The sequence below is a fragment of the Limnohabitans curvus genome (assembly GCF_003063475.1).
Lineage (GTDB): Bacteria > Pseudomonadota > Gammaproteobacteria > Burkholderiales > Burkholderiaceae_C > Limnohabitans > Limnohabitans curvus.
Genome location: NZ_NESP01000001.1, coordinates 1,722,966 through 1,734,836, shown reverse-complemented (window position 1 = coordinate 1,734,836; position 11,871 = coordinate 1,722,966). Strand labels below are relative to the sequence as shown.

The following is an 11,871-nucleotide window of genomic DNA, read 5'->3' as shown; positions in this document are numbered from 1 at the left end:
CCCACAAGCTGCATTTATTTTAGGGCTGAGACCGCATGCCTGCAGGGGATAATCACAAAACTTCTAAGAATTGCTGACATGACACATCCCATTTTGATTACCGGCGGAACTGGCTTCATTGGCTCGCACACCGTGGTCGCCCTCGCTGAGGCGGGCCAGCCCGTGGTCATTTTGGACAATTTGTGCAATTCCAGCGCCAAAGTGCTGGACCGCTTGGCCCGCCTCAACGCCAGCCCGATCGAATTTGTACAGGCTGACATCCGCGACAGCGCAGCTTTAGATACGTTGTTTGCGCGCTACCAATTTGCAGGCGTCATCCACTTTGCGGGCCTCAAGGCCGTGGGCGAGTCGGTGGCACAACCCCTGCGCTACCTCGAGAACAACGTCAGCGGCACCCTCAACCTGCTGCAAGCCATGGACCGCGCCAACGTGCGCCGCATCGTGTTTAGCTCGTCGGCCACCGTGTATGGCGACCCAGTCAGCGTGCCCATTCCCGAGACCGCCGCCCTCACCGCCACCAACCCCTATGGCCGCACCAAGCTCATGTGCGAAGACGCGCTGCGCGAACTGCACGCCGCTGACCCGCGCTGGCGCATCGCCATCCTGCGCTACTTCAACCCCGTGGGCGCGCACGAAAGCGGCTTGCTGGGCGAAGCGCCCAACGGCATCCCCAACAACCTTATGCCTTACATCACGCAAGTGGCCTTGGGCCAGCGTGCGCATTTGCAAATTTTTGGCAACGACTACGACACACCCGATGGCACCGGCGTGCGCGACTACCTGCATGTGAGCGATTTGGCTGCGGGTCATTTGGCCGCCCTGCGTGCCTTGAACGAGCCCAAACTCTTAACCGTCAACCTCGGCACAGGCCGTGGCGTGAGCGTGCAAGACATGGTGGACACCTTTGCCCGCGTCAACGGCGTGCCCATTCCCCACCAAGTGGTGCCCCGCCGTCCCGGCGATGTGGCTCAGTGCTTGGCCGACCCACGCCAAGCCAAAGCCTTGCTCAATTGGGAAACCTTGCTTGACCTAGATCGCATGTGCGCCGACGCATGGCGCTGGCAGTCCATGAACCCACAAGGTTTTGACACCCCCTTATGAAAAACCAAGACGACGGCACGCTGTCCCTGTTTGACGACTTCCCGCCCGCCTACGAACCTGCGACATTGCCGGCTGCGGCGGCACCTAAAAAACCTCGCGCCAAGCGCAAGGTGGCAGAGCCCGCACCAGACACATCAAACGATGCAGCTCAAGCGCCAACGCCTGAGCCAGTGGTCGACCCAGGCGTGCATGTCGAAACCACGCTGCATTTGGCTGGCCTGGTCGAACCCCAACGCCGCCGCAACAGCCCATGGGCCAACCTAGACATGGCCGCCTCGCAAGTTGCAGCGCAAATGCCGCATGTGATGCTCGTCATCACCAAAGGCGAAGCCGGTGGCGCGCAATCGCACGTGCGGGACTTGTGCCAAGCGTTGCAAACACGCGTGCAATTCACGGTGGTGATTGGCGGGCCGGTGGACGAATCGGTGCTGGGCCGCGAACTCAGCGCGATGGGCATCACCGTGTGCCCCATGCCCGACATGGTGGAGTCGCTCAACCCGCTCAAGCTTTGGCCTGCGCTGCAACAGCTGACCGAACTGATCAACACCCACAAGCCCGACCTCGTGCATGGCCACAGCGCCATTGGCGGCGTGGTGGCCCGCATCGCGGCCAAACGCGCACATGTGCCCGCGCATTCTTCAGGGGTGCCGGCGGTGTACACCGTGCACGGCTTTGGCTTCAAACCCGAAGTGCCGCTGGTGCGCCGCACCGCATCGGCCTTGGCCGAACGTTTGCTGGCACGCTGGACCACGCAGATGATTTGTGTGTCCAAATACGAACGTGAGCTGGCCTTTGACTTGGCCATTGCGCCTGAGCGCGTGCACATCATTGCCAACGGCATTGCACGTTTACCTGCGCCTGAAACCAAGACGCAAGACGACACCGCCGACACAAACGCGGCCCCCGCACACCCCCCATCCACCTTGCCGCGCCTCATCATGGTGGCGCGCATGAAAAGCCCCAAACGCCACGACCTGCTGCTGCAAGCCTTGGCCAAAGTGCGCAACGTCTTGGGCCACGAGCTGCCCGTCACACTGGCAGGCGATGGCCCGCTGCAGGCACAGCTGCGCGCACAAGCCAAAGCGCTGAACCTCAAAAACATCACCTGGGCAGGCGACGTGAGCCATGTGAGCGAACTACTCGCACAACACCAGGTGTTTGTACTGCTGTCCGACCACGAAGGCATGCCCATCACCGTGCTCGAAGCCATGCGTGCGGGCCTGTGCGTGCTGGCCAGCAGCCTGCCTGGCATTCGCGAGCAAATCAACGCCTACCAAGACGGCATCTTGGTGGCCAACACGCCTGAGGCTGTGGCCGAGAAACTTTTGCAACTCGTGCGTGACCCGCACATGTGCAAGCGCTTGGGCCGTGCAGCGCAACAAAAATTTGAAGACTGCTTTGCCGCCGAGCCCATGGCCGAGCGCGTGTTGGAGGTGTATCGCCAATGCACGCAAGAAACCACAACAGCCACACAACTCACCGCTGACGCAGCCACCCGCACGCACAACAGCGCAGGTTTGGTGTCTGCCTCGGTGCGCCGCCGTGATGCCCTGCAACGCTGGGCCTTGTGGGGCGTGTGGATGTTGGTGCCTAGCTTCATGGCGGCACAGCTGTTGGAAGACGCGGGCCTCATGACCTACCAGTTTGGCGAAACGCTGTGGTGGTGCGTGCTGCCCTATGCCGTGGCCACGCATTTGCTGATGCGTGCCTCGCACCTGCCCGTGGCCGAGCGCAGCGGTGTGTTGTGGGTGTCCACCACCGCGCCGTTTGTGTTTACACCACTCGGTTTTGCGCTGTTGCAACAGCCGTATTCACGCGCCGCAGTGGTGTGGGCCTATGCCGCCACCACGCTGTGGCTGTGGTGGGGCTATCGCCGCCATGTCAAGCACCGCGCTTTGCGCTTGGTGCACCTCGACGCCAACGTGCCAGCCCAACTGGCCGCATGCCTCAACCCCAACACGCTAGACCCACAAGCCGTGCAGCTCATCGCATGGGCCCCCAACAGCGACACGCCCCTGCCCGCCTGCGACGGCGTGGTGCTGGACCGCCATGTGCGCAGCAGCGACGAGCGCACGCGTTTGTTGGGCGAACTCAAGATGCAACACCTGCGCCTGTACAGCGTCGAAGCCGTAGCAGAACTGACCAGCGGCCGCAAGATGCTGCCCACTGCCGCTGACTCGCTGTGGGAAATCGACAACGACCCGAGCTATGACCGCGCCAAACGTTTGTTGGATGTGGCCACCGTCATTGCACTCGCGCCCCTGTGGTTGCCACTCGCCGCAGGCGTGGCACTGGCTGTGCGTTTTGATTCCAAAGGCCCCGCGCTTTATTCGCAGCCCCGCGTGGGCCGCGATGGCCAAGTGTTCACGCTGTGGAAATTCCGCAGCATGGTGCACGGCTTGCAAGCCCCCGGCGTGCACTTTGCGCAAGCCGATGACCCGCGCATCACCCGCATGGGCCGCGTGTTGCGCCGCAGCCGTTTAGACGAACTGCCGCAGCTCTTCAATGTGCTCATGGGCCACATGAGCCTCATTGGCCCACGCCCCGAGCAAACCGCTTTTGTGCGCGACTTTGCAGCCACCATTCCCAGCTACCCCTATCGCCACCTCGTGCGGCCTGGCCTCACCGGCTGGGCGCAAGTGCAACAAGGCTACGCCGACAGCGCCGACACCACGCGCATCAAACTCAGCTACGACTTGTATTACGTGGCGCACTATTCGCTCGCGCTCGATTTGCTCATTGCCGCCAAAACCGTCAAGACCGTGTGCACGGGTTTTGGCGCACGCTAAATAACGCCAAGCTGTTCTCCATACGCGCCCAACATGACCACCGCCTCTCACGCACGCCGCATCTTGTTGCTAGAAGAGCCCACCTGGGGCGGCGTGCACACCATGACGCGCACCTTGGCAGATGCGCTCCGCGCGCAAGGCTGGCAAATCACCGCGCTGCCGTGGCAGCAAACGCAGTGGCCCACGCTGGTGAGCGCCGCCAAGCAACACGATGTCATCGTCGCCACGCACAACTTTGGCCCCACGTATTGCGGCGCTGCGCTGAAAGCCATCACCGGCAAACCGTTGGTCAGTTGGGTGCATGGCCCGTTGATGGATGTGCTGCACGAAGCCAGCGCCTCCGCTGTCAAAAAACTTTGGCTCAAGCTGCTCTACAAACAAGTCAACCAGTTTGTGTGCGTGTCGCGCACCACCCAAAACTCGCTACTCAGCTTCATCAAGCTGGGTAAACAACAACGCTGCACCGTGGTACCCAACGGCATTGCACCCATGCCCGAAGGCCAAGCCATCCATGTGCACGCAGGCCATGGCGGCGAGGGCATCCCGCCCTTGCTACTGGGCTACGTAGGCCGCTTGTCCGCCGAAAAACGCCCACACCTGCTGCTAGACACCCTGCGCTATTTGCCCGAAGAAGCGCAGCTGGGCATCGTGGGCGAAGGCCCCATGCACCGCAAGATGATTCACGACGGTATGGACTTGATGTACCAAGGCCGTGTGCACTTCTTGGGCAAACACCCCAGCGGCGCGAGCCTGTACAAGCCGTGGCAAATGACGCTACTCACCTCCCGCTACGAGGGCTGCCCCATGACGGCGCTAGAGTCACTCGCCTGCGGTGTGCCCTGCGTGTCACTACCCATCCCCGCCATGCGCGAGCTGTACGACCTGGATGCACCCTATTTACTAGCCCGAGGCGACGCACCCGTATCGTTGGCTGAGGCTGTGATGACCGTGCTGAGCCTGCCCCAACAACAAGTACGCGACGACATGGCCCGCATCGTGGCGCGGCATCATATCGATGGGTTTGTTGGCAATTGGCAAGAGTTGCTTCGCACCCAAATGCACCGATAGAAATCTAAAACTAGATAGAGTCTGCATGTCCAGCAATGGCCGCTGCTAAAACATGCCGATCGTTCACATCTGGCAGCTGAAGGCTTGGCTCAATGAGCATCCAAGCTTCTTCTGGAACTTCCCAATCTGGGCATACGTCATGCATTAAGTCGCGTCTTGTATGGAAGTCGATTTCAGGTCTGCCTTTATTTTTAGCAAGATTTCTTACCCACTCTTCGTCAACCTGCCTAGACCACTTTGCCGCATATATGCCAGTAGCAGCGACTTCCATCAAGGCATCGGAAATGGCAACCGAGTAAAGAACGTTTGCATCTAACAATGCGGTGTAACGGTTGTTTCCGGCCATAGTTGCTACTTATCAATATTCAAGACCTAATTCGCGTGCGTTTGCAGCCTTCTTGTCAAGAGCCTCTTGCTGTTTCTCGCGCATGGCTTTCGCGTAATCCATCAAGTCTGAAAACTTGACACGGCGATGCGTGCCAACCATGCGATGCACCAGTCGTCCCGCTTCGATTTCTTTGATAAGAAATGGCCGCGAAACATTCAAATAATTGGCAGCCTCAACCGTGCTCAATTCCTGCTTTTCTGGCACAAGCATGATGGGTTGGTGACGGGCCATCAGTCCTAACGTTTGGCCCAGAACTCGCAAAACTTGCGGAGGAACTTGGACACTTGGACTCGAACCGTCATCACTCTCTATCGTGATGGTGGCCGCGCGTGAGTGGTCTAGACAAGCCATAATCATTCGTTCTGCGATCCTTACCATTTCTGTTTCGCGATCGTTGAGTGGGGGTGGGACAAGCCTGTCCCTGTCAATGGTTGTACTCATGGTGCTCTCTTGTAGTGATGGCTGTTTAACTGTGTTTCATAATTTGCGTAGGTTCGCCACTACTGTAAACTCATAAGTGCAATAAATGCAACAAGTGAAATAAGCGATCGCCAAATACTTTTATGACCGACACATGGATCGCCCCTGATGACGCGCCCGAATTAACCGAAGCATTTTTCCAAAATGCCGTTATTCACAAGGCAACCTCGCCTACTACCAAACCCACCATCTGCATCCACTTCGTGCGCAGCGGCCCAGCCTACCTGCCCGAGATTGATGCGTACGTCGACTTCATCACCTCGCACGGCCACCAAGCTTTGGTGCACGACACGGGGGCCACTGTGCCGCTCAACGCGCAGGTGGTGTGGTGGATGTGTGGGCGCGTGCCCAGTGCTGAGGCGCGTCGCTTGAAAAACGCATTCCACATCCACGAATACGCCTCCACCTCAGCCCCGCCCTACGCTTGGCTGAAAGACTTTGTCAAACACTGGACACAACCCAAGCCTGACTACCGTTTGTTCCAAAACGGCTGGGTGCGTGAGCGCATGGGCTTTGACGACGGCGTGCCCTACGCCCTGCGCGACATGGGCGTGGCGCAGGCTTTTTTGGATGCCCCCGCACGCACACCGCCCAACGAATTTGACTTGGTCTACTTGGGTGAGATGAACCGCTTGCTGCCCTTTGTGCCACTGCTACAAAGCATTCACGATGCTGGCCGCACTTTGCTACTTGTAGGCGATGTGCCCGATGCGCTGCGCGCACAGCTACCCGCCAGCGTGACCTGCACAGGCCGTGTGCCGCATGCCGATGTGCCGCACCAATTGCGCCGTGCACGCTTTGGCTTGAACCTGGTTAGCAACATCGAGCCCTACAACCAACAAACCTCCACCAAACTGCTGGAGTACTGCGCCGTAGGCCTGCCCGTGGTGAGCAACGACTACGCCTGGGTGCGCTACTTTGCGGCGCACTACCAAGGCAACCTGCACTTGCTACGCGACGACCCCAACAGCTGGCAACACAGCTTTGGCGAAGCGCTAGACGCCTACCCATATGTGGTGCCCGATGTGCGTGAGCTCGCCTGGCACAAGCTGTTGGGCAAGCTGGCCATTTGGAAGCATTTGCACATCGTGCCCGAAGCGCCCAAACCCTCGTGGCCAATAAACGCAACAGGCGTACTGGGTGGTTCCCGTTGAGCGGGTTCAAGCGCTTGAACATGAGCAGCACCAGCCGCGTGGTGGCGCTGTCCAGCGCCGTGGCGTTTGCTACGCAAGTGGCGTTTGCGCTGCTCATGCTGCGCTTGTTCACACCGCAAGAAGTGGGTGAGTTTTCGGTCATCAGCCAGATCGGCTTTTTTTGGATGACCCTCGCTTTGGCCCAATCGCCATTGGGCATGCTGGCCAACCAACATTTGCCCGCGCACATCGCGGCCCAACACGCTTGGCGCGCCAGTGCTTTGCGTGGCTTGGGCTTGCTGCCGGTGGCGGCATTGGCCGTGTGGTTTAGCCAGCTCGCCATGTGGCCCGCCTTGCTGTGGGCACTGCTGCTGGCGTTTTGCCAAATGGGTTGGATGTTGGCGCAAAGCCTCACTCTGCGCATGGGGTCGGCTTGGCAGCAAGCGGCGGTGCGTGTGCTGCCACCGCTAACAGCGGCGACTACCGCGCTCACGGCGGCGCTGTTGGGCGCATCCGTGGGGTGGGGTGGGCCAACCTTGGTGCTGTCTGCGCTGCTGGGCTATGCCTTGGGTGCTGCATGGCTGGTGCCTGCCTTGCGCGCTCGTGATGTGCGGGACGTGCATGTTGATAGCACCCCATCCGCTGACGCTGCAACCTCAACACCCGACGTTACGCAAGCCACCAACGCCCAGCAATCAGACCCGCGCAGCGCCACGCTGCGCATGGCGCACACCTTGGTCGACGCCCTGTTAGCCACCGCCATCATCGTGGTGTGGCAACGTTTGTATGGCGCTGAAGAAACGGGCTGGATGAGCGCCCTGCTGCGCGTGCTGGGCTTCTTACCTGCGGTGGTGCACATGGCTTGGGCGCAAGTGGCTTTGGCGCAGGGCCACCGCCCAAACAGCCCTCACACGGCCAGCGGCACCCCGTGGTGGTTAGGCCTGGGCGCATTCGCCTGTGTCATTGTGTTGGGCTTGTCGTGCGCCGTGGCGCTGTACCAAGAGTGGTTAGATCCGCGCTGGCACGGCGTGTGGGCCTACATTGCGCCGCTGGTGCTGTGGCAAGGCAGTGCGTGCTTGTCTGCGGCGTTTAGCCACAGGCCTTTTCAAACACACGCGGCACGCGCGTATTCATGGGCGTGCATGGCACTGGGGGTATTGCAAGCCTTGGTTTTATTGGCCCCCATGGGTTTGGCACAGCACATGGATGCGGCGCAGCACATGGCTGCGTTTGCGTGCGTCAGCAGTTTGGGGCTGCTGGGGTTGACGGTGTGGATGGCGCGGTTGCGCTAGCGAAAGTCAACGCAGCCACATCCTTAGCCGCCAACAAAGGCGGCGCATCCAACATGTGCAGCGGCCACTCGATGCCAATGGCGGGGTCATTCCACAACAAACTGCGCTCAAACTCGGGGTGGTAGTAATCGGTGGTTTTGTACAAAAACTCGGCACTTTCACTGGTCACCAAAAACCCGTGCGCCAACCCTGCAGGTATCCACATTTGTTTTTTATTCTCAGCAGAGATTTCTTGCCCAAACCATTGGCCAAAAGTGGGCGAGCCTTTGCGAATATCGACCACCACATCAAACACCGCACCTTGCGTCACGCGCACCAGCTTGCCCTGTGCGTGTTGACTTTGATAGTGCAAGCCGCGCAACACACCTTTAGCCGATTTGCTATGGTTGTCCTGCACGAAGGTTTCTTTCAACCCCGTGGCTTGCTCAAAGTCGCGCGCATTGAAGCTTTCAAAAAAGAAGCCACGTGCATCCCCAAACACTTTGGGCTCTAGCTCCAGCACGCCGTCAATGGGCGTGGTCGTTACTTGGTAAGGCATGACGGTTACTTCAACAGGTTTAGCAGGTATTGACCGTAACCGTTTTTGGCCAAAGGTGCAGCCAGCTTTTGCAAGGCAGTTGCGTCAATCCACTTCAAGCCATAGGCGATTTCCTCAGGGCACGCCACCATCAAACCTTGGCGTTTTTGCAGCGTACCAATGAAGCTAGCTGCTTCTAACAAGCTGTCATGTGTGCCCGTGTCTAGCCACGCATAACCACGGCCCATGATTTCTACATTCAACTGGCCCAGCTCTAAATAGCGCTTGTTCACATCGGTAATTTCTAGCTCGCCGCGGTGCGACGGTTTGACGGCTGCAGCAATGTCGCACACCTGTTCGTCGTAGAAATACAGGCCCGTGACAGCGTAGTTACTTTTAGGCTTGGCTGGCTTTTCTTCAATGCTCAGCGCACGAAACTGGGCATCAAACTCCACCACGCCATAACGCTCGGGGTCGTGCACATGGTAGGCAAACACACTGGCTCCGCTGGTGCGGGCATCGGCATTGTGCAACTGCTTGACCAAGTCATGGCCATAGAAGATGTTGTCGCCCAACACCAAAGCACTAGGGTGGTCTGCCACAAAGTCTTTGCCAATGATGAAAGCCTGCGCCAAACCATCGGGGCTAGGCTGCACCGCATATTCAATGTGCATGCCCCACTGGCTGCCATCACCCAGCAGCTCGGCAAAACGCGGCGTGTCCTGCGGGGTGGAGATGACCAACACCTCACGAATTCCGCTCAGCATCAACGTAGTGAGCGGGTAGTAAATCATGGGCTTGTCGTACACGGGCATCAGCTGTTTGCTGACCGCTTGTGTGACAGGGTACAAGCGCGTGCCTGAGCCTCCGGCGAGGATGATGCCTTTGCGTTGTTTAGTCATATCTGTGCTTCTTGTTTAAAGTATTTCAGTCAACATACGGTCCACGCCCTGCTGCCATGGTGGCAGCACCAGGCCAAAGGCCTGCTGTAGCTTAGCGGTACATAAGCGTGAATTAAGCGGGCGCGTGGCTGGCGTGGGAAATGCCGATGTGGGCACGGCGGCCACTTCAGCCACCTTGATTGGCAAATCGGGCTTGATGCACTTGGCTTGCCTGATGACGTGGCTGGCATAGCCGTGCCAAGTTGTTTCGCCAGATGCGACCAAATGGTACACACCGCCCAATGCGGTGTTTTGTGTATTCAACACCCTGCGCATGGCGTGTGCCGTCACGTCTGCAATCAGGTCTGCGCCTGTGGGTGCGCCATGCTGGTCGTTGATGACCGTCAGCTTGTCGCGCTCTTGCGCCAAGCGCAGCATGGTTTTAGCAAAGTTGCCGCCGCGTGCGGCATACACCCAACTGGTGCGGAAAATCAAATACTTGCAGCCACTGGCCGCAATGGCTTTTTCACCATCTAGTTTGGTTTGGCCATACACGCTTAGCGGGCCTGTGCCCTCGCCCTCTTGCCTAGCATGTGTGCCACTGCCATCAAACACATAGTCGGTGGAGTAATGCACCAGCCATGCACCCACTTGCGCGGCAGCTTTGGCCAAGGCTGCAGGGGCATCCGTATTTAAAAGCTTTGCCAGCTCGGGCTCTGACTCGGCTTTGTCTACCGCCGTATGCGCGGCGGCATTGACGATGAAGTCTGGCTTGTAGGCCAGCACCGTTTGCGCCAGTTCTTCGGGTTTAGATAAATCACCGCAATAGTGGGTGCTATGGCGGTCTAGCGCCAACACCTCGCCCAAGGGGGCCAAGCTGCGTTGCAGCTCCCAACCCACTTGGCCGTTTTTGCCTAGAAGAAGTATTTTCATAAAAGTAACTTGCGAAGCTTGGCTGACGACACATGGTCGATGTGCCTGAAAGCTGTTGCAACTTTGTCCATCTGTTGTTCGGGCACGCCGTACCGCTCAAAATACACTCGCCATTCACGCACCACACCCCACACTTGCGACATGATGTCGCAAGCTTTCGACTGCGACAACGTGAACTTGGCATGTGCTGCAAGCGCGTTGTCTAAATCCGCCAGACGCCCTTGTGGCCCAACACCCAAATGTAAATAACGCTCGGTAGCCACTGCAGCCCTTGGCATCACATCGTACAAAGGGCTCAGCGCCCAACCACCTAAGCGCGGATCCCACACAAAACCATGGTTGCGCAAATGGTCGTCATCGTTGGTCACCAAGATGTTGAACACCATGCGCCTGAACAACTCTTCGTTGTCACGGCGAATCACGCTGGGGTGGCAGTAGCGCCTTATGGCGTCCGCCAAGTCGGCATACGACTTATTAGGCGACTCGGCCTCATCGCAGCCCAGCAAAGTGAGGCCACTGACAAAACCCATGCGGCACTCCACCTGGGCTTCTGACCAATATCTGTCAAACCGTTCAATCAACATGGTGCGCCGATCTCCAAGCACTTGCAGGCGCACCGGTGGCACACGTTGCCCAGCTTCTTTGGCCAACAACAACGTCGCAGCTTCGATGGACGGCACGTCCATGGTGTCGCTGCTGCTAGCAAATTTTGCCAACCACAAAACACCTTGCTCGTCCCGAATTGAAGCTTTAGGGCGGGCACCGCCTAAGGCAGATCCCCCTTGAAAAATCGCTTCTAGATGGGTTGGAACCGGTAAGCCTTCATCAATTCGCCCCGCCGCCTCGATCAAGTGTTCCAAGGTGTGCCAGGCACTGGCCCCCGTCACAGGCGCATCATGGATGTGGCTGCGTATATCCAATGCCCCCACACGATCACTACCCGCATGCAACAAATACTGCGACTCGGGCAAGCTATTGGCGGGGACCTTGAGTTTGGCCTCTATCACGCGGCGCCCCCAAGCGTCAGGTGCAGCATCACGAACACCGCCAAAAAACGAAAGCCCAGCCACAGGCAACAAGCGCTTGGCCGTGACGGCTGCTTTGTCTGCAACCCCCAAAGCCACAGGATCAACCTCTAGCGCTTGCGGGCGCTTCAGGTAATTCAATCCGTAGGCAAAGCTAGAAGCCAACAACCGAGGCCCCTCTTCTGTCAGCGTCAGCTGCCCACAAGGCGCCCATTCCCCGCCCAAGTGGGCGAAGGCCATGAGCTGTGCATCTTTGGCTGCCAT

General features: G+C 58.7%; 11 protein-coding genes. 5 read left to right on the top strand and 6 right to left on the bottom strand.

Annotated features, from left to right (window positions below; all coding sequences use genetic code 11):
* The first annotated feature begins 78 nt into the window (after nucleotides 1–78).
* The 3 genes from galE to B9Z44_RS08710 are packed head-to-tail and all read left to right on the top strand — an operon-like array spanning nucleotide 79 to nucleotide 4,958.
* Nucleotides 79–1,101, top strand: coding sequence for a UDP-glucose 4-epimerase GalE (gene galE / locus B9Z44_RS08720; RefSeq protein WP_108402205.1), 1,023 nt, complete (start codon nucleotides 79–81; stop codon nucleotides 1,099–1,101).
* Entirely contained in the window at nucleotides 1,098–3,890 is a 2,793-nt protein-coding gene (locus B9Z44_RS08715; RefSeq protein WP_108402204.1) for a sugar transferase, read from the top strand. Before galE ends, B9Z44_RS08715 begins: the two co-directional genes overlap by 4 nt.
* 33 nt (nucleotides 3,891–3,923) lie before the next feature.
* Complete coding sequence (locus tag B9Z44_RS08710; RefSeq protein WP_108402203.1) at nucleotides 3,924–4,958, top strand: glycosyltransferase family 4 protein; 1,035 nt, start codon at nucleotides 3,924–3,926, stop codon at nucleotides 4,956–4,958.
* A 10-nt stretch (nucleotides 4,959–4,968) separates the two neighbouring features.
* On the opposite strand, the gene B9Z44_RS08705 is transcribed toward B9Z44_RS08710, so the two are convergent.
* Nucleotides 4,969–5,304, bottom strand: a complete 336-nt coding sequence (locus B9Z44_RS08705; protein ID WP_108402202.1) for a PIN domain-containing protein — start codon at nucleotides 5,302–5,304, stop codon at nucleotides 4,969–4,971.
* Between the two features lie 12 nt (nucleotides 5,305–5,316).
* Nucleotides 5,317–5,787, bottom strand: coding sequence for an excisionase family DNA-binding protein (locus B9Z44_RS08700; protein ID WP_233246936.1), 471 nt, complete (start codon nucleotides 5,785–5,787; stop codon nucleotides 5,317–5,319).
* Between the two features lie 122 nt (nucleotides 5,788–5,909).
* Between B9Z44_RS08700 and B9Z44_RS08695 the strand changes: the two genes are divergently transcribed.
* Nucleotides 5,910–6,980: a glycosyltransferase gene (locus tag B9Z44_RS08695; RefSeq protein ID WP_245912792.1), complete on the top strand. Its 1,071-nt coding sequence runs from the start codon at nucleotides 5,910–5,912 to the stop codon at nucleotides 6,978–6,980.
* Nucleotides 6,981–7,000: 20 nt separating this feature from the next.
* A complete protein-coding gene (locus B9Z44_RS08690; protein WP_146180601.1) occupies nucleotides 7,001–8,251 on the top strand; it encodes a hypothetical protein in 1,251 nt (416 codons plus the stop codon).
* Here B9Z44_RS08690 and rfbC read toward each other — a convergent pair.
* Genes rfbC through B9Z44_RS08670 form a run of 4 tightly spaced genes read right to left on the bottom strand, consistent with a single transcriptional unit; the run spans nucleotide 8,199 to nucleotide 11,871 of the window.
* Nucleotides 8,199–8,789, bottom strand: coding sequence for a dTDP-4-dehydrorhamnose 3,5-epimerase (gene rfbC / locus B9Z44_RS08685; RefSeq protein ID WP_108402200.1), 591 nt, complete (start codon nucleotides 8,787–8,789; stop codon nucleotides 8,199–8,201). The two genes, B9Z44_RS08690 and rfbC, sit on opposite strands and share 53 nt — an antisense overlap.
* Nucleotides 8,790–8,794: 5 nt before the next feature.
* Nucleotides 8,795–9,670, bottom strand: coding sequence for a glucose-1-phosphate thymidylyltransferase RfbA (rfbA, locus tag B9Z44_RS08680; RefSeq protein ID WP_108402199.1), 876 nt, complete (start codon nucleotides 9,668–9,670; stop codon nucleotides 8,795–8,797).
* A gap of 15 nt (nucleotides 9,671–9,685) precedes the next feature.
* Nucleotides 9,686–10,582: a dTDP-4-dehydrorhamnose reductase gene (gene rfbD, locus B9Z44_RS08675; RefSeq protein ID WP_108402198.1), complete on the bottom strand. Its 897-nt coding sequence runs from the start codon at nucleotides 10,580–10,582 to the stop codon at nucleotides 9,686–9,688.
* Complete coding sequence (locus tag B9Z44_RS08670; protein WP_108402197.1) at nucleotides 10,579–11,871, bottom strand: type II toxin-antitoxin system HipA family toxin; 1,293 nt, start codon at nucleotides 11,869–11,871, stop codon at nucleotides 10,579–10,581. The genes rfbD and B9Z44_RS08670 overlap by 4 nt, the downstream gene beginning before the upstream one ends.